Here is a 17,530-nt window from a genome sequence, read left to right on the forward strand (position 1 = left end):
AAATGATCTCCTTGCAGGATAAAAACGATAGAAAACATAAGGAAGCCTGTATGAATCCCACTCCTGCAATGTCAAGGCCGCCCAAGAGCGGTGCAAAAACCATTTTTAGCGTGACCAGCGGTAACTTTCTGGAAATGTATGATTTTATGGTGTTTGGCTATTACGCCACCGCCATTGCCAAAACATTTTTCCCCGGTGATGACCCGTTTGCCTCACTGATGCTGACGCTGATGACTTTCGGTGCCGGCTTCCTGATGCGCCCGCTCGGGGCGATTATTCTTGGCGCTTACATTGACCAGCATGGTCGTCGTAAAGGGCTGCTGTTAACACTGGGTCTGATGGCCGTCGGTACACTCACCATTGCCTGTGTGCCGGGTTACAGCACGCTGGGGGCGGCGGCACCGATTCTGATTCTGCTGGGGCGCTTATTACAAGGCTTCTCAGCGGGCGTCGAGCTGGGCGGCGTCTCAGTTTATCTGTCGGAAGTGGCACCGAAAGGGCGTAAAGGTTTTTACGTCAGCTGGCAGTCCGGTAGCCAGCAGGTGGCGGTTATCTTCGCGGCGTTGCTGGGTCTGTTGCTGAACCATCTGCTGGATAAAGGCGAAGTCACCGAGTGGGGCTGGCGTATTCCCTTTGTGGTGGGCTGTATGATTGTGCCGTTTCTGTTCTGGATCCGTCGCATGCTGGAAGAAACCGAAGCCTTCAGCCAGCGTAAGCACCATCCCAAAATGAGTGAAATTATGCGTTCAGTTGCCAGTAACTGGGCGTTGGTGCTGGCCGGGATGCTAATGGTAGTGACCACGACGGTGATGTTCTACATGATTACCGCTTTTACCCCGACGTTCGGTAAAACCGTGCTGATGATGAGCGATAAACAGAGCTTTCTGGTAACGCTGTGTATCGGGGTGTCAAATCTGTTCTGGCTACCGGTAATGGGGGCGTTGTCGGATCGGGTCGGGCGACGTCCGCTGCTGATTCTGTTCAGCCTGTTAATGATCGTCACCGCCTGGCCGGTGTTGCACTGGCTGGTGGGGTCGCCGAGCTTTGCTCACCTGCTTGAAGCTGAGCTGTGGCTCTCCTTCCTTTACGCCAGCTATAACGGTGCGATGGTGGTTTATCTGGCGGAAGTGATGCCGGCCGAGGTGCGTGCGACCGGATTTTCTATGGCCTACAGTCTGGCGACCGCGCTGTTTGGTGGTTTTACCCCGGCCATCTCCAGCTATCTGATCCACGCAACCGGCGATAAGGCGATGCCCGGCGTCTGGTTGACCGTGGCGGCGCTGTGTGGACTGGCCGGCACCCTGATTATCAAACGCCTGTTACGTCAGTATCAGACGCGTCATAATGCGGTACCGGCCACGGTATAACCGCGTTTTCAGCGGCGGCGCTGCCGCCGCTGCTGTTAAGCGCCGGCTTGCTGCCCGGTATAGTTTTTTAGTTCACTCACCTTTTCTGCCGGAACCGGTCGGCCCAACAGGTAGCCCTGCAACGTATTGCAACCAAGGCCGGTCAGAAATGCCTGCTGCTCCTCGGTTTCGACACCTTCTGCCACCACTTTCAGATTCAGCGACTGCGCCAGTGCCACAATAGCCGAGACGATAGTGGCGTCTTCGGTTTCAGACTGTAATTCATTCACAAATGCCCGGTCGATTTTTAACTCGCTGGCGGGTAAGCGCTTGAGATAGAGCAGACTTGAATAGCCGGTGCCGAAATCGTCAATCGAGGCTTTTACCCCCAGACGGGTTAATTCCGTCAGGATACGCACACTCTCATCCGGATCGCGCATGGCGGTGGTTTCAGTGACTTCCAGCGTCAGTAACTCCGGCGGGATCAGATGGCGATCCAGCGCCTGCACTACCGTCTCCACCAGGCTACTCTGCTCAAATTGTAACGCTGACAGGTTAACGGCCACCGACCAGTGAGGATGGCCTTGCAGATGCCAGACACGCAGCTGACGCAGCGCTTCGTTAATCACCCAGTTACCAATAGTGACAATCAAACCGGTCTTTTCCGCCAGTGGCAGAAAGACATCCGGGGTCAGCAGGCCCCGCTCCGGGTGCTGCCAGCGCAACAGCGCTTCAAAGCCAAGAATTGGCCCCTGTGGCGCGCAATACTTAGGCTGGTAAAACAGTCGAAGCTGCTGATGATCCTGCGCCAGCCACAGGTCGTTGATCAGTTGCAGCTGATTTTGCGCAATCGTGTTCATCGACGGCTGGAAAAAGTTGTAGCCGTTACGACCGTTATTTTTCGTGTGGTACATCGCGGCATCGGCGTTAAACAGCAGTTCACGTTCATCGACGCCGTCACCCGGATAGACCGCAATACCAATGCTTAACGACACCACCAGTTCATAGCGTGAAATCTCAAACGGCGCATCGATGGCCTTGACCAGCCCGTCGGCCACTGTCGCCGCATCATTGGGGTCGTCGATTTCAATCAGCAACACGAACTCATCGCCGCCGAGACGCGCCAGCGTATAGTGTCCCTGCATTTTTTCATTCATGCGCTCGGTAACGGCAATCAATAAACTGTCGCCGATATGGTGGCCAAAAGCATCGTTTACCGCCTTAAAGCCGTCAAGATCCATAAACATCAGCGCAAACTGCGATTTTTCACGCGTGGCTTTATTAATCGCCTGGTCGAGCCGGTCTTCCAGCAATATGCGGTTAGGCAGGCGGGTCAGATTATCGTGCAAAGCCAGCTGAGCCAGCTCGCGATTAGCCTCTGCCAGTGAGGAAGCCAGTACCGAGGTACGTGCCTGCAAACGGGCATCCAGCATTGAGACCAGCAGAGTAATGCCGAGGATCGATAAGGTCACGACCATCACCAGAATCGCCAGCCAGTTACTGTTAACGCCGGTGTGTGTGGCATGGCTGCCTGGCGGAAAGCTGGCCGCCGCCATGCCGGTATAGTGCATACCGGCAATGGCGATACCCATAATAATTGACGCACCGGCACGCAGCCACGCGACGCGACTGCCGTTTTTGCGCAGATTAAATGCCAGCCACAGCGCTGCACCAGAAGCGGCGAGGGCAATTGCTACCGAGCAGGCGATCCAGCCCCAGTTCCAGTCAATACCCGGCTCAAACATCAGAGCTGCCATGCCGGTGTAATGCATGGCCACCACGCCGCTGCCCAGAACCAGCGCGCCGGTGGTGAGTCGCAATAGCGGCAGTTCCCCGTCGCAGACAATCCACAGGGCAAATACCGAAGCAGCAATGGCGATAAGCATCGATAAGGCGGTAAGCAGAGCGCTGTAGCTCATGACCATTGGCAAGTTCATCGCCAGCATACCAATAAAGTGCATTGACCAGATGCCAATCCCCATGGCAAAGCCGCCGCCAAACAGCCAGATCAGCGCGGCCTTGCCACTGGAAGTCGCCACGCGCCCGGCCATATCGAGAGCGGTATAGGAAGCCAGAAATGCCACGATAAACGAGACGATGACCAGCGGCTGATCGTACGAACTAACAAGCATAGATATTCCCAAGTGCTGATGACCAGCGAGCTGGTGATTCGGTGTGTATAAAAAGAAAAATATTCAGGCTTATTTGTCTGCGAAAAATCTGAATGAGGAGGATTTTTTCTCTGCGAGAAATCCGAATAAAAATACCTTTATTATCGCCAGCATGCGGCCTGGTCATTTATTAACTGAATTAATCACTTTTCTTCAGGCTAGAAAATACCACTGGAAAAAAAAATCGCCTAGAGCCAATCAGACTTTATCTTTGCCAGGCACACCGGTGTCGCGGCTTGTCACATGACGAAATCACTTTTTGAGGCCAGAGCACATACTTTGAAATAATTTCTAATTTTGATTGAACGAACAGGGGGGGGTTGATCTATAGTAAAGAAAATTGATGCATGAGAATTAATTCAAATTATGGATTAATTCTTTTGACTTCAACTATCGCCAGTCAGAGCGAAATGAACTCATCTGTTTATTTGTTAGTAGTTAATTGTAGACCAGTCTGGAAAGCACAATCATCACTCTAATCAGTAAGGAATGGTTATGAACATGAAGCTTTTTCTGGTGGGCTGTGGCCTGAGCCTCGGTGTTGCCTCTTCGGGCTTTGCCGCCACCACTACGGGAACGATTAATGCAACACTGACGCTGACAACCGGGTGTCTGGTGAACGGTTCACCGACCACCACCAATGTCGACTTTGGTGATCTGAACTTCGGCAGCAGTGCGGCCACCTTCGATACCCTTACTGCCACCCTGGTCGGCCCGGTGGGCAACGGTATTTATGTCAACTGCACCAACGACGAAGATTACAATGTCCAGATTGTCAGCAGTAATGGCGCACCAACCGGTGAAACCTTTGGTGATGTGACTGCTTCGCCTCGTTATCTGCTGCTGGATAGCGATGATACTCAGGGCATCGCCTACACCCTGTACAACGATGCCGGTTTCTCGGCGGTTATCGCCGATGGCGAGGATCTGGTGGCCAACGGTACGCCCGATGCGACTAACGGTGAAAACTATCCCATCTATGGTCGAATCACCGGTGGTGATTTTAATCCGGATATCCCGGTTGGAACTTACTCAGACACCATTAACGTCGTTGTGAACTACTGATTTTTACCATCAGGGAGGCGATGTTGGCGGGGATGGCAGGATTCATCACGAAAAATGTGCCCGCACTGTGCATCTTGCTGATGTTTTACGTCAGCAGTGCACAGTCGTTGCCTACACAGAACATTCAGGTGTCAGCATCGATTGTCGCAGGCTGTGTGGTTTCCGGCACCAATACCGGTGTGTTCGGTACGCTGGATTTCGGCACGCATTCCGGCGTGATGTCTGGCAGCGTCAGCGCCAGCTATGTGCAAAGTACCACCATTAATCTGGCCTGTACGCCCAATACGACGCTGAATATGAGCATCAACGGCGGCACGCATTCCGCAACAAATACGCGCAATCTTAAAATCGCTAACTTCAGCGATCTGGTCTCTTATCGGCTTTATACCAATGCAAACCACACGGCAGTGAGCGAAATTCCGATCGATCAGAATGTCGCGTTGACTTACAGCAACGCCAATAACATCACGCTGCCTATTTATGGCTTATTGCAGTTGAACGGCGTAAAGCGTGCCGGAAATTACAGCGATACGCTAACGGTTACCCTGAGCTGGTAATGCATTACCTATTTTCAAAAGGATGTCAGGAATGAATATTGCTCGTGTCGCGCTGTTGCTGTTAGCGACTGTTACCACCGGTCTGGCCCACGCGGGTAATTCGGTAATGATTTGGCCTATTGACCCGAAAATTACCAGCGATCAGAAAGCCGCAGAGCTGTGGCTGGAAAATCGTGGAACCTCCACCACGCTGATGCAGGTGCGGGTGTTCGGCTGGAATCAGGTGAATGGCAAAGAGCAGTATCAGACCCAACAGCAACTGTTAGCCAGCCCACCGCTGGTGCGCATTGAGCCGGGAAAAAAGCAGTTAGTGCGTCTGATTAAGCAGGTTCCACCGGCTGCAGGTAAAGAGATCGCTTATCGGGTATTACTGGATGAGATCCCGACGCCAAAGGAGGAAGGGAAAGATCAGGTCGGACTGAACTTCCAGATGCGCTACTCGGTACCCTTGTTCGTGTATGGCCAGGGACTGGACGCCAGCAAAACCAATCCTGAGCTGAGCTGGCGTGTGGTCAGTGAGCAGGGAAAATCGTTCCTTGAAGTCACTAACCGCAGCGCACGCCATGCGCGTCTGAGTAAAGTTTCGGTGGGCGGACGTCGCATGTCCGAAGGGTTGCTGGGCTATGTGCTTGGCAATACGACGATGCGCTGGCCACTCTCTTTTCCGGCATCATCTGGCTCCCAGCTGGTTGCCGAGGTGAATAATCAACCCTGGCGTACTACTGGCTCTGAACGCTAAACAATGACTAACTTCTGGTCTCCGCCGTCGCGGCGCTATTCACTGGTTATCACCGGGATACTCGGCTGCCTCTCTGCAGTGAGTAGCTATGGTGAAACCTGGGATACGCTGCCACCTCCGGCTGCGGTCAGCAGCGTGAAGAATCAGCAGTATATGTTGGGGTTGGTGGTGAACGAATTTGACCAGGGCGCGATTGTGCCGGTGGTGTTTCGCAACGGACACTATCTGTTGCGTGCTGCGGATTTGCAGAGTGCCGGCATTCCTTCCTCGAAAATTTCCGGCGAACTGGTGGATATCACCAGCTTGCCTCAAGTAAAAGCAAAGTATGACAGCGCCGGTCAGCGGATGGTGCTGACGGTACCCAGTGAGTGGCTGCCGGCGCAAAATTTTTCCGGTGGCAGAGAGGCAATACGCTTTCCGGGCCGCACCAGTCGCGGCGTGTTGCTCAATTATGATCTGTATGCCAGCCGCGCAGATAACCGCGGCACGCGCTATTCGGCGTGGAATGAGTTTCGCCTGTTTGGTGATTCCGGCCAGTTTATCAGTAACGGCGTATGGCAACAGCAGTTGGGCAATGAACCCAGCTATCAGGATGATGGCTACATTCGTTATGACACTTACTGGACTTATCAGAATGAAGACGATGTGCTGAGCTGGCGGCTGGGTGATTTAGTCACTGACTCGCTGGGCTGGAGCAGCAGCGTGCGTCTCGGCGGGATACAGTTTGGGCGCGACTTCTCGCTACGTCCGGATCTGGTGACCTATCCGCTCCCGGTTTTTGCCGGTCAGGCTGCCGTGCCCTCAACGGTTGACCTGTTCGTTAACGGCTATCGTAACAGCAGTAACAGCGTGCAGCCCGGCCCTTACTCGCTGAACAATATGCCCTTCGTTAATGGTGCCGGGAATGCGGTGATCGTCACGACCGATGCCGTTGGCCGCCAGGTTACCACCACGCTACCGTTTTATGTCTCCAGCGATCTGCTGAAGCCTGGCCTGTCCGATTACTCATTTGCGGCGGGTAGCATTCGCCAAAATTACGGCATCAATAATTTCGATTACGGACCCGCCGCCGCCAGCGGTTCGCTGCGCTATGGCGTCACCGACTGGCTGACGCTGGAAACCCATGCTGAGGGCGCAGAGTCGCTGGCGCTGGGTGGTGGGGGGGCGCAGATGAGGATCGGTTCGCTGGGCGTGATAAATGGTTCGCTGGCACAAAGCCGAATGTATGCGGATACCGGCACGCAATATGGTTGGGGATATCAATATAACCAGCGCTGGTTCACCGTCGGCACCCAGCATACCCTTCGCACCAGCACCTATGCCGACCTCGGGCTGTATGGCAGCCGTCAGGGAAATAACCGTAACAGTCGTTATACGTTAAGCCGCCGTAGTGCCCAGTATAACGCCAGCGTTAACCTTGATCGGTTCGGCAGCCTCGGTGCTGCATTTATCGATATCACGGGAGGATTAGGCGATCGCACCCGGCTGTGGAACCTGTCGTGGAGTAAAAACATCTGGGGCAGCAGCAGCCTGTATGTCTCTGCCAGTCGCGATCAGCAACAGGGCGACTGGGCGGGAGCCATCTCGGTGATAATTCCTTTCGGCAAACACTACAGTACCAGCCTGAGTACCGAGCGGAACCAGCAGGGGGGGACTGCGCAGCGCGCATGGGTATCGCGCTCGATGCCAAGCGATGGTGGCCTGGCATGGGATGCCTCCTGGGCGCATCAGAGTGTCGGCAGCGATTATCGGCAGGGCAGCCTGAACTGGCGTAACCGCAAAATTGATACCTCGGTCGGTTTCTATGGTGACAGCGATAACACCACCCAGTGGGCCGACTTGTCCGGTTCACTGTTGTTGATGGATGGCGCAGTGTTTGCCGCCAACCAGGTCAATGATGCCTTTGTGCTGGTAAAAACCGGTTATCCCGATGTCACTGTGCGCTATGAAAATCAGTCGATGGGAAAAACAGACAGTAAAGGCTATCTGCTGGTGCCGGGCATCAGCTCTTATTACCCGGCGAAATACGGGATTGATACCCTCGATTTGCCCGCCGATATGATCGCCCCTGAAGTGGAAAAACGGTTTGCGGTGAAACGACAGAGTGGTTATCTGCTCGACTTCCCGATTGAACCGCTACGCGCCGCCAGTGTGATCCTGCATGACCAGCAGGGGCAGCCGCTGCCGGTTTCAACACAAATTTATCGCCGTGGGCAGGCTACAGAATACGTTGGCTGGGATGGACTCAGCTGGATGGAAAACCTCACCGCCGATAATCAGATCGTGGCGGTCACGCCAGATGGCAGACGCTGCGAAACCCGTTTAGTGATTGCTGACGGTCAGCCAAAAGGGTTGAGTACCTATGGGCCGCTAACCTGCAATTTACCGTCCTTGCCTGGCGCTTCTGCTACCGCAGCACCGTCTGACTTATCTTCAGGAAATCGCCGATGAAAACACTTTTTTCCGCGTTTATCGCACTGATCGCGCTAGGTTTTTCAACGGGAGGTTGGGCAGCCTGTACGCTGCCTGCCTCCACTGCCAGTTTTGGTACTGCCAGCTCCTTTACGGTGAATTCCACCGTCAGCACGACCACCTCCGAGGCGCAGGTGAACTGTGGTTCAGGCAGTATTCTCTCATTACTGGGAACCAATAGCGTGACGCTGCGGCTGGCAAGTGCCAGCGCGGTTGCGGTAGGTAATTCGCGCGGCACCATGAAGCGTGCGGGTGATGTCGGGCCGGACAATATTCCGGTGATGCTCTGCTCAACGTCAAACTGTACGCCGGAAATGACCATCGGCGCGACGGCAGTGACTTATAACTCAACTCAGCTGGGTAATCTGGTCGGCCTGCTCGGTGGGCTGAATTTTACCTTCCCACTCTATCTCCGCACGGTGCCGGGACAGACGGTAGCGGCAGGAACCTATACGGTGACGCTGAATATTGCGGTCACCTATCGCATCTGTACCGGAATTAATATCGGCGGTATTTGCGTGGCGCTGAGCGATCAGAATGGCAGCGGCACTATCCCCCTTACCGTGACAATGGTGGTGACGAATGACTGCACCACCATTAACTCGACCAATATCAGTTTTGGCAGCGCGCCGTTGGTGAGTAGTTTTTCCCCTGTTTCACAGTCGGTCAGCGTGTATTGCACCAAAGGCAGCACCTATACCGTCGGCATCAGCAACGGTGCCCATGCGGTGGGCAACGTGCGTAATATGGCCAGCGGCAGCAATTTACTCGCTTACGAGATTTATAAAGGCAGCACCACCGATCGTTGGGGGCCAGCCGGAGCTGAACGCTGGACCAGTACCGCTTCCAGTGGGGTCAGCACCGATGGTGTGACGCGTACCTATCTCTATACGGCAAAAGTCCTGCCCACCCAGAATACCCCCGCGGCGGGAAGCTATACCGACACCGTGGTGGTGGATTTGACATTCTGATGACGCGCTCGACGCAGGCCAGTAATGACCTATAATAGTTCTCTTGTTTTCTCAACTGGCCTGTAACAGATCGTGGCAAAATACCAACAGCTGGTTCATCAAATTCGTGCGCAAGTGGAAGCCGAAGTATGGCAACCGGGCGAAAAGCTGCCCTCGCTGCGTGAGCAAGTGGTGCTCAGTGGCCTGAGTTTAATGACGGTGATGCATGCTTATCAGGTGCTGGAGAGCCAGGGATGGATCGTTTCACGTCCGCAGTCTGGCTACTATGTCGCGCCGCGTGCCCAGTTCCTCAGCCAGCCGGTCAGCCATCAGAAGGTACAGCTGGCGGAAACAGTCGATATCAACGCTTTTATCTTCGATGTGTTACAGGCGTGCCGCGATCCGCTGATTGTGCCCTTTGGCTCGGCGTTTCCCGATCCGGAACTGTTCCCGCAGCGCCAGCTGATGCGTTCGCTAAACAGTGTCTCGCGTACCATGACGTCGGCGGATGCCATCAATAACTTGCCGCCAGGCAATGAAGCACTGCGTAAAACGCTGGCGCAGCGCTATGCCCAGCAGGGGATTACCGTTTCGCCCGATGAAATTGTAATTACTAATGGTGCCATGGAGGCGCTTAATCTCAGTATGCAGGCGGTGACTGAACCGGGTGACTGGGTGGTGATTGAGAACCCGTCATTTTATGGTGCGTTGCAGGCGATTGAACGTCTGAAGCTGAAAGCGGTGGCAATCGCCACCGATCCCCAGCACGGGATGGATCTTGATGAGCTGAAAAGGGCGCTGGAGCGCTGGCCGATCAAAGCCTGCTGGCTGATGACCAACCAGCAAAATCCGGTTGGCTTTACCCTGTCGAAACAGAAAAAACAGCAGCTGGTGGCGCTGTTAGCCGAACACAATGTGGCGCTGATTGAGGATGATGTTTACAGCGAACTCTACTTTGGCGGTGATAAACCGTTGCCGGCAAAAGCCTTTGATCAAGACGGCAACGTGTTGCACTGCTCGTCATTTTCCAAAAATCTGGTAGCGGGTTTTCGTGTTGGCTGGGTCGCTGCCGGGAAACATGCGCAGCGTATTCAGCGCTTGCAACTGATGAGTACGCTATCGACCAGTGCGCCGATGCAGCTGGCGCTGGCCAACTATCTTGGCACCCGCAGTTATGACAGCCATTTACGTAAACTTCGGCAGGTTCTGGAGCAGCGTAAAAATCTGGCGCGCCAGTCGTTAAAGCGCCATCTGCCGCACGGCACGCAGATTAACGACTCACACGGCGGCTATTTTCTGTGGATTGAATTGCCGAAACAGGTCAATGCGACGGCGCTTTACTACCGTGCACTCGACCACCATATCAGTATTGCGCCGGGGAGTATGTTTTCGTCGGGTCAGCAATATGCCAACTACTTTCGCTTTAATGCCGCCTGGGTCTGGGACGATGCCCAGGAAGCGGCGGCGGCGATTCTCGGCGGCCTGATAGCCGCCATGATGTGATTTATACCGTGGCTGCGCGGGCGTGGCCCCAGGTCAGCGAATAGACATCATAGAAATCCACTTCGCCTTTCTGCGACAACAGATGGCGGATACCGGCTTTCACTTTTTCCGGTGTGTTATGGTGACTGAGAATCTCACCGATCGCCGTATCCGACAGGGTGCGCACATAATACCATTCGCCGTAATAGCAGACGCGCAGATCGTGCAGGTTGTCGATATCTTCAAAGCGGTATTTCGGATTGATATCCATCAGCATCAGTACGCTCATCACCAGCACGAAAATGGTTGCGCCCCAGAATGCCGGCCAGCCGAGAAAGTCGGTAGTAAAGATCAGCGCTACGCTCAGGCCGTAACAGATATACATCGACAGCCACAGGCCGGGATGGGATTTCAGAAAATTGAAGCTGAAGCGGGGTTTGTTGTCGCGCTTTTCTTCACGGTTGAGGGTGTCGATCTCGCGCTGTAGGATCTGTTTTATTTCATTCATTGTTCACCTCGGTCATCAAACTCCAGCCAGAGTAAAATTAGAACACGAAGTGCACAGCAATAACAGGCACAGTTACAGCACATTTTTCTATAACAGTTCTGCTTTTGCGGGGTGAGTCAGTCGCTTTTGTCAGCCCGGTTACGATAAAAATCCAGCATATCCCAGGCCAGCGTATCGACATCCAGCAGGATGCTGCCGTTGGCGATGGCTTGCCGCAGTTCGGCGATTCGTGCCTCGTCAATTTCCGGCATCTGTTGCAGCGCTTTTTTCGCCTCACCGATTATCCCGGTTATTTCCTGATCTGTCATCGCGACGGGGATATTCTCCTGAACGTGATGGGTATCGGAGGGGGGGTGTTGTCCTGATGACGCACTCATTTTCATCCAGTCTTCCTGCCAGTAGCGCGATTAAATCCACTACCTACCCAGAACGACACGTTGTCAGGAAACTTAAATTACGCGCCGGTTGCGCCAGTCCTCCCATTTTTCCTCAGCCACCCACTTAAGCCTTTCTGCCGGTAAATATAACGGCTCTGGCAAGCTAAAATATTAAAATCGATTTATATCAATATCTTAAAAAATAACCGGCCAGATAATCCTTATAAAACTTAAATATGATTTAACAGAAAGAGAGATTTCCTTATAAGGAAAAGAGTTTTCTAATCGTCGCCGTCGCTATTTCTTAGTAAGAATTTATTCATTATTTAGGATAATGATGACAGAGCTTACATCAGCAATGAGATTAATTTTATTGCTGATAAAGTTGAATTATCGGTAGCGGACGAAGAATCCCGCACCGAACAATTTATATTAACAACGGTGTAATGATGACAGTAAATTATTTTTTTCTTAGCAAGCTACTGGCATTGATCGTTGCGATATTTACAGTTGCAATGATATTTGCCAGTAAAGGCTATTTAAACCAACAGGAAAAATCTCCATCGCTTAATGTATTTTTATCGCTGATAAAAACAGAAAAGCAGTTTTGCTGTGGCGTAATTAAACACCACTTCAACTCACTGATTGCCGATGCATATCAACAGCATCCGCTTCCTGTTGACAGAATGCAAAAAGTCATGGCGCATTATAAAGAAGCTTATGGTGAACAGCTGACTTTTAATGACGTATTAATTTTTAAAAATATTTTTCATTAATTGGCAATCATGAGCGTAATGACTGAAAGTACGATATTGACGGCGGCGGAAGAGAGCCATTATTTACAGCAGTGGCTGCCATTGGTTAAACGTGTTGTGCGCCAGCTTGCGACACAGGCGGATAGCGTAATGGATCGTGACGATCTGGAACAGGTCGCTTTGATTGGCCTGCTGGAATCGCTACGGCGTTATGGGCGACCGGATGCGCAGTTCGCCGGTTATGCATTGCAGCGCGTACGTGGCGCAGTGCTTGATCAGTTGCGGCTGCACGACTGGCGACCACGACGTTTGCGCCAGAAAACCCACAAAATTAATGACGCGGTGCGTGATTTGACGCGCAAGCTGGGACATCAGCCCGGTGATGAAGAAGTTCGTAATCACCTGGGGCTGAGTAGCAAAACTTTCCAGGAGTATCTGATGCTGGAAAATGCCAGCAGTATGGAGAGTTATGATGATTTACTGTCGATAGACGGATTAGGAACCGCATTACATGGGCGAGTAATGGAAGAGGAGATCGATATTCAGCGCACGTTAAAACTGGCACTTAGCTCTCTCGATAATCGCGAAAGAATTATTTTGACGCTTTATTATAATAAAGAAATGAGCCTGAGGGAAATTGCTCTGATACTTGAGTTAACTGAAGCAAGAATATGCCAGCTGAATAAGAAGATTAGTGAAAAAATAAAGGCATTTTTCCCCGTGAAATAAAAATGCACTGATGGCTTTAACCGCAAGGCGGGGGAAACCTTGCTCTGACCGATGCAGCAATGAGATGTTCCTGTTTTGAATTTATCGTTTGGTTCGCCCGGTGGTTTGCCCCACCGGTTTTTTTGTCCGGCAGGGAATTTGACTTAACTGACTATATTTAAACATCTTTTGTGATCGCGGTTCGGATCAAATTGTTGCGCGCTTGCTGATAACTGCCACACTAAACATATTGACGATCGCATTCCGGGAGAGGTTTATATGTTGCCATCAGCTGGCAGTCTGTTGTTAATGATGTCATTTGCGGCAGGAACCTTTTCTGCCGGTGCATCAACGCATCCTCAGCATCTGATGCTGGCCACGCCATCAAATGGCGTACCGAATAATCCTTTGCCGCTCATTATCTATCCGCGCGTTGTGCCGGAGGGCACTGAAGATATTGCTGTCTGGTTTGAACAGCTGTTTGCCTCACATGGCTGGCCACCGCGCTGGCGTTATCCGGTGTTTCCTTACACTCACTACCACTCAAATACCCATGAGCTGCTCGGCGTCAGCGCCGGTTGGGCAGAAGTGTTGTTCGGCGGAGAGAGTGGCCGGATGGTGACGCTGCGTGCGGGTGATGCGGTACTGATTCCGGCTGGCGTCGGCCATCGGCAAATTTCCGCCAGTGAGGATTTTTTCTCGGTGGGGGCTTATCCTGCCGGCATGGAACCGGACACTCTGCGCGATGATAAAATCCAAATGGCGCAGGCCATCGAAAACATTAAACGCGTACCGGTTCCGGCAGCGGATCCGATAAGCGGCGGCGAAGGAGCGGTAACAACACTCTGGCACCCCCTCGCGCAGCAGCATCGGGCGCCTTAAGCCCTTCCGTGATGAAGGCTGTCTTGCCAGACCGGCGGGCAAGACAGCATCGGTTTACCAGCCGGAAGGCAGCAGGTTAAACAGGGAAGCGATGGCGTAGATCGCGCTGGCAAGGTAGATGGTGATAATGATCACCTTCACCGACGAATGGGTGATTGCCCGGTTGCACTGCCAGCTTGGCTGAGTATCACCGCTGACGCGTGCGCCTTTCAGGATCAGCATCGGCATAATCGACAGCACCACGCCGCTAAATACGCCAGCGATATACAGCGCATTAACGAACGACACCAGCCCGCTGTAGGCCAGTGCGAAAGGGGGCAGCACCACAATCATCATCGCCAGCAGCCGACGCCACGGCAAATTCTCAATATCCCAGTTAAAACGGTCGCCAATATTGCTGAGGAAGCTGCCGCCCAGCCCCCAATAGGATGACATCATCGCCAGCAGCGCGAAGATATTGGCGGAAAAGAACGCCCATTGGCCCAGCGCTTCGCCCCAGGTGATGGTCGCCACCTCGGAAATATTGGCGAGGCCATTCAGCGCAATCACTGACAGCGGTACTGCCGCCAGCAGCACAAAAGTGATCACCATTCCGACAATAATCGCCTTCGGCAATTGCTGAGGTTTATCGCTAAAGCCACGCGCCATTTCCGGTACGATATATTGAGCAGAAAAGCAGAACACCACCACATTAAATACCGGTATCATAAACAGCCAGTCGCCATTCAGCAGGTTCGCCAGCTGGGTTTTCTCCTGAATAAAGGTGGCGGCAAATAACAACATCAGCATCAGAATCATCCCGGCGCAGATGACTTTTTCACTGCGGCCAATCGCCTTCAGTCCCAGCCATAACACGCCCGCCGCCGGAAGAAAAAACAGCAGGCTACCAACCGAGGGTGACAGGCCGAGTAGTGACTGCAACAGTTTGCCGCTGCCGCTCATATAGGCAGTCAGTGCGCCAATGCTGTTGACGCAGACCGAGGAAAACATCAGCCACGAGCCGAAGTTGCCGACATAGCGTTTCGCCAGGCCGCTAAGCTGTAGGTGCGAACGGGTACGCAAGGTGGATTCGGCGACATACAACATAGTGATGGTGGTAAACACCCCTACGACCACTAACCAGAACAGCAGCGGCATAAAGCCCGCCCGGCGTGAGGCGTAAGCAATCGACAGCACGCCCGCACCAATATTGGTGCCGACGATCATCGCGACCCCTTCCACAAAGCTCAGCGATTTGTTGCGGGTGCGTTCACGTTGCGCAGTGTTACTCGCTGGCAGATACGACGTTTCGAATGACATGGTGGCTCCTTTCGCTGGCCCAATCAGGCGTTGAGTAAGCACACCTCAACGCAGAGTTTTCTTTTCAGATCTGTCAGTGATAGCGAGGTCAGCGCGTTCAGACTTGCGCAGCCAGAGCCTGTTTCAGAAGGGTAAGTGCTTCGGCAAACTGCACATCGGGAATGGTCAGTGGATAGAGGAAACGGATCACATTGCCGTGCTGGCCGCAGGTCAGCAGCAGCAGGCCATTCGTCATGGCATGTTGTTGCACCGCGCGGGTGATGTCGGCGTCCGGTTCGCCGCTGTCAGGATGGCAGAACTCCACCGCAATCATTGAACCGCGCGCGCGGATATCAGCAATCTGCGGCATGCTGCGTTTTGCCTGCTGCAACACTTCAACCAGTGCGATACCGAGTTGGTTAGCACGCTGACACAGCTGCTCTTCATCAATCACATCCATTACCGCATGTGCGGCAGCCACTGCCAGCGGGTTACCGGCATAGGTTCCACCCAGGCCGCCGGGTGCCGGTGCATCCATCACTTCAGCGCGTCCGGCGACCGCCGAGAGCGGCATACCGCCCGCCAGGCTTTTCGCCATGGTGATCAAATCGGCTTTCACCTCGCCATAATGCTCCATAGCAAATAGCTTTCCGGTGCGCGCAAAGCCACTCTGAACTTCATCGGCAATCAGCAGAATGCCGTGCTGGTCACAAAGCTGGCGCAGTTGCGCGAGGAATGACGCTGGTGCGATATGAAATCCCCCTTCGCCCTGAATCGGCTCCAGCACGATAGCGGCCACATCTTCCGGCGCAATGTCATGTGCAAACAGGGCGTTAATGCTGTTGATGGCATCCCCGACGCTGACGCCGCGTAAGGTGTTGGGATAGCGGGCATGGAATACGCCAGCCGGCATCGGGCCAAAATCACGTTTATAAGGAGCCACTTTACCGGTCATTGCCATGGTCATTAAGGTGCGGCCATGGAAGGCACCGCCAAAGGTGATAATGCCGTGGCGACCCGTGCTGGCACGGGCAATTTTTACCGCGTTTTCCACCGCTTCGGCACCGGTCGTGAAGAAGGCGGTTTTGGCCGGGCCACTTACCGGCACGCGCTGATTGATACGTTCGGCTAATGAAACGTAGCTCTCATACGGCACAATCTGGAATGCGGTATGAGTAAACTGCGTTAGCTGTTCGGCAATGGCAGCCACGACTTTGGGGTGGCGATGGCCGGTGTTCAGCACCGCAATACCGGCGGCAAAGTCGATATAGCGATTGCCCTCAACATCCCACAGGGTGGCGTTCTCAGCACGTTCGGCAAACCAGTTACACATCACGCCGACGCCACGTGGGGTGGCATTCTGACGACGCTGGTTGAGAGGGGCGTTTTTGTTGTCCATCCTGTTACTCCGCTGTTATTGGTTATTTACAAACGTTAAGCAATGACGTTTATTTACCCGTTAGCGAAGCGTTGTGACGAGAGCCATTTTTACACTGAGGGAGGGAGCCAATTGCGTACTCTGCACGGAGATCACCTTTTGCAGCGACTGCAACGGGAAACCGAGGGCGCACTGCATGCCCGCCTGTTTCGCAGCCTGCGCGGCGCAATTATCGACGGCATTATGCTGCCGCAGAGCCGGTTGCCCGCGTCGCGCGATCTGGCCCGCGAACTGGGCGTATCGCGTAATACGGTACTGAATGCCTATGAACATTTACTGGCAGAAGGCTACGTGAAAGCGCGCACCGGCAGCGGCACCTGGGTAGCTGAGACATTGCCGGACAGCTGTCTCTCATCCAGCGGCGCAGCAAGTCGCACCACACAACCTCGCGTCCCGGCGGTAAAAATGTCGCGGCGCGGTGCCAGTCTGCTGGGTTATGCCGGGGCATCGCCGCATCAGTGGGGGGCTTTTGTGCCAGGCGCACCGGACGTCACCGCGTTTCCTCATGCGCAGTTCAGCCGGATTCAGGCGCGGCTCAGCCGCGAACCGGCTATTGAACGGTTGATTTACAGCAGTGCAGGCGGTTGCAGTGAACTGCGCGGGGCACTGGCGGATTATCTGCGGGTGGCGCGATCGGTAAACTGCGATGCCGATCAGATCCTGATCACCGAAGGCGTGCATCAGGCGGTCGATTTGGTTTCGCGCATGCTGTGTGACAGTGGCGATCGGGTGTGGATCGAGGATCCGGGCTACTGGGGAACGCGCAATATCCTGCGTATCAATGGGCTGAAAATAATGCCGG

The 17,530-nt window shown here is 53.7% G+C and carries 17 protein-coding genes; 12 read left to right on the forward strand and 5 right to left on the reverse strand.

The features are described 5' to 3' along the window. Positions 1–50 precede the first annotated feature (50 nt). Complete coding sequence (tcuC, locus tag NG42_RS10145; protein WP_052899186.1) at positions 51–1,367, forward strand: MFS transporter; 1,317 nt, start codon at positions 51–53, stop codon at positions 1,365–1,367. 35 nt (positions 1,368–1,402) lie between these two features. Here the strand turns inward: tcuC and NG42_RS10150 are convergent, their stop codons facing one another. After that, positions 1,403–3,478: a putative bifunctional diguanylate cyclase/phosphodiesterase gene (locus NG42_RS10150; protein ID WP_052899187.1), complete on the reverse strand. Its 2,076-nt coding sequence runs from the start codon at positions 3,476–3,478 to the stop codon at positions 1,403–1,405. Positions 3,479–3,521: 43 nt separating this feature from the next. Between NG42_RS10150 and NG42_RS22660 the strand changes: the two genes are divergently transcribed. The 7 genes from NG42_RS22660 (at position 3,522) to NG42_RS10180 (ending at position 10,803) form a co-directional block, all read left to right on the forward strand. Then, entirely contained in the window at positions 3,522–3,764 is a 243-nt protein-coding gene (locus NG42_RS22660; protein WP_156322055.1) for a hypothetical protein, read from the forward strand. 248 nt (positions 3,765–4,012) lie between these two features. Continuing rightward, entirely contained in the window at positions 4,013–4,582 is a 570-nt protein-coding gene (locus NG42_RS10155) for a Csu type fimbrial protein (protein WP_052899188.1), read from the forward strand. Between the two features lie 80 nt (positions 4,583–4,662). Further along, positions 4,663–5,139 carry a Csu type fimbrial protein gene (locus NG42_RS10160; protein ID WP_053115740.1) on the forward strand — a complete coding sequence of 159 codons (477 nt, stop codon included), beginning with the start codon at positions 4,663–4,665 and terminating at the stop codon, positions 5,137–5,139. A gap of 31 nt (positions 5,140–5,170) precedes the next feature. Beyond that, entirely contained in the window at positions 5,171–5,878 is a 708-nt protein-coding gene (locus tag NG42_RS10165) for a fimbrial biogenesis chaperone (protein WP_052899189.1), read from the forward strand. Between the two features lie 3 nt (positions 5,879–5,881). Further along, positions 5,882–8,329: a fimbria/pilus outer membrane usher protein gene (locus NG42_RS10170; RefSeq protein ID WP_053115735.1), complete on the forward strand. Its 2,448-nt coding sequence runs from the start codon at positions 5,882–5,884 to the stop codon at positions 8,327–8,329. Beyond that, a complete protein-coding gene (locus NG42_RS10175; protein ID WP_052899190.1) occupies positions 8,326–9,321 on the forward strand; it encodes a Csu type fimbrial protein in 996 nt (331 codons plus the stop codon). Before NG42_RS10170 ends, NG42_RS10175 begins: the two co-directional genes overlap by 4 nt. Positions 9,322–9,393: 72 nt before the next feature. Beyond that, positions 9,394–10,803: an aminotransferase-like domain-containing protein gene (locus tag NG42_RS10180; protein WP_052899191.1), complete on the forward strand. Its 1,410-nt coding sequence runs from the start codon at positions 9,394–9,396 to the stop codon at positions 10,801–10,803. 1 nt (position 10,804) lies between these two features. Here NG42_RS10180 and NG42_RS10185 read toward each other — a convergent pair whose 3' ends face one another. Continuing rightward, positions 10,805–11,290 (reverse strand): YlaC family protein, encoded by a 486-nt coding sequence (locus tag NG42_RS10185; protein ID WP_052899192.1) that lies wholly within the window; start codon positions 11,288–11,290, stop codon positions 10,805–10,807. 116 nt (positions 11,291–11,406) lie between these two features. Continuing rightward, positions 11,407–11,667 carry a flagellar biosynthesis anti-sigma factor FlgM gene (gene flgM / locus NG42_RS10190; protein ID WP_162231024.1) on the reverse strand — a complete coding sequence of 87 codons (261 nt, stop codon included), beginning with the start codon at positions 11,665–11,667 and terminating at the stop codon, positions 11,407–11,409. Positions 11,668–12,116: 449 nt separating this feature from the next. Between flgM and NG42_RS10195 the strand changes: the two genes are divergently transcribed. From NG42_RS10195 to NG42_RS10205, 3 genes are all read left to right on the forward strand, one after another. Next, positions 12,117–12,443 carry a hypothetical protein gene (locus NG42_RS10195; RefSeq protein ID WP_193787941.1) on the forward strand — a complete coding sequence of 109 codons (327 nt, stop codon included), beginning with the start codon at positions 12,117–12,119 and terminating at the stop codon, positions 12,441–12,443. A gap of 9 nt (positions 12,444–12,452) precedes the next feature. After that, the gene (locus NG42_RS10200; protein ID WP_052899195.1) at positions 12,453–13,151 is read left to right on the forward strand and encodes a FliA/WhiG family RNA polymerase sigma factor; all 699 of its coding nucleotides are present in this window, start codon (positions 12,453–12,455) and stop codon (positions 13,149–13,151) included. Positions 13,152–13,409: 258 nt separating this feature from the next. Further along, a complete protein-coding gene (locus NG42_RS10205) occupies positions 13,410–14,012 on the forward strand; it encodes a cupin domain-containing protein (RefSeq protein ID WP_052899196.1) in 603 nt (200 codons plus the stop codon). Between the two features lie 54 nt (positions 14,013–14,066). On the opposite strand, the gene NG42_RS10210 is transcribed toward NG42_RS10205, so the two are convergent. Further along, positions 14,067–15,311 carry an aromatic amino acid transport family protein gene (locus tag NG42_RS10210; RefSeq protein WP_052899197.1) on the reverse strand — a complete coding sequence of 415 codons (1,245 nt, stop codon included), beginning with the start codon at positions 15,309–15,311 and terminating at the stop codon, positions 14,067–14,069. 97 nt (positions 15,312–15,408) lie between these two features. Continuing rightward, positions 15,409–16,689: a 4-aminobutyrate--2-oxoglutarate transaminase gene (locus NG42_RS10215; protein ID WP_052899198.1), complete on the reverse strand. Its 1,281-nt coding sequence runs from the start codon at positions 16,687–16,689 to the stop codon at positions 15,409–15,411. Between the two features lie 111 nt (positions 16,690–16,800). Between NG42_RS10215 and NG42_RS23470 the strand changes: the two genes are divergently transcribed. Continuing rightward, positions 16,801–17,530: aminotransferase-like domain-containing protein (locus tag NG42_RS23470; protein ID WP_241488337.1), on the forward strand; the 730-nt coding region annotated here is incomplete at its 3' end.

Origin of the sequence: Winslowiella iniecta (assembly GCF_001267535.1) — a bacterium.
Lineage (GTDB): Bacteria > Pseudomonadota > Gammaproteobacteria > Enterobacterales > Enterobacteriaceae > Erwinia > Erwinia iniecta.

Coding starts and splice junctions, on each gene's coding strand:
- tcuC (WP_052899186.1), top strand. CDS start 51: ATGAATCCCACTCCTGCAATGTCAAGGCCGCCCAAGAGCGGTGCAAAA.
- NG42_RS10150 (WP_052899187.1), bottom strand. CDS start 3,478: ATGCTTGTTAGTTCGTACGATCAGCCGCTGGTCATCGTCTCGTTTATC.
- NG42_RS10155 (WP_052899188.1), top strand. CDS start 4,013: ATGAACATGAAGCTTTTTCTGGTGGGCTGTGGCCTGAGCCTCGGTGTT.
- NG42_RS10160 (WP_053115740.1), top strand. CDS start 4,663: ATGTTTTACGTCAGCAGTGCACAGTCGTTGCCTACACAGAACATTCAG.
- NG42_RS10165 (WP_052899189.1), top strand. CDS start 5,171: ATGAATATTGCTCGTGTCGCGCTGTTGCTGTTAGCGACTGTTACCACC.
- NG42_RS10170 (WP_053115735.1), top strand. CDS start 5,882: ATGACTAACTTCTGGTCTCCGCCGTCGCGGCGCTATTCACTGGTTATC.
- NG42_RS10175 (WP_052899190.1), top strand. CDS start 8,326: ATGAAAACACTTTTTTCCGCGTTTATCGCACTGATCGCGCTAGGTTTT.
- NG42_RS10185 (WP_052899192.1), bottom strand. CDS start 11,290: ATGAATGAAATAAAACAGATCCTACAGCGCGAGATCGACACCCTCAAC.
- flgM (WP_162231024.1), bottom strand. CDS start 11,667: ATGAGTGCGTCATCAGGACAACACCCCCCCTCCGATACCCATCACGTT.
- NG42_RS10195 (WP_193787941.1), top strand. CDS start 12,117: ATGACAGTAAATTATTTTTTTCTTAGCAAGCTACTGGCATTGATCGTT.
- NG42_RS10200 (WP_052899195.1), top strand. CDS start 12,453: ATGAGCGTAATGACTGAAAGTACGATATTGACGGCGGCGGAAGAGAGC.
- NG42_RS10205 (WP_052899196.1), top strand. CDS start 13,410: ATGTTGCCATCAGCTGGCAGTCTGTTGTTAATGATGTCATTTGCGGCA.
- NG42_RS10210 (WP_052899197.1), bottom strand. CDS start 15,311: ATGTCATTCGAAACGTCGTATCTGCCAGCGAGTAACACTGCGCAACGT.
- NG42_RS10215 (WP_052899198.1), bottom strand. CDS start 16,689: ATGGACAACAAAAACGCCCCTCTCAACCAGCGTCGTCAGAATGCCACC.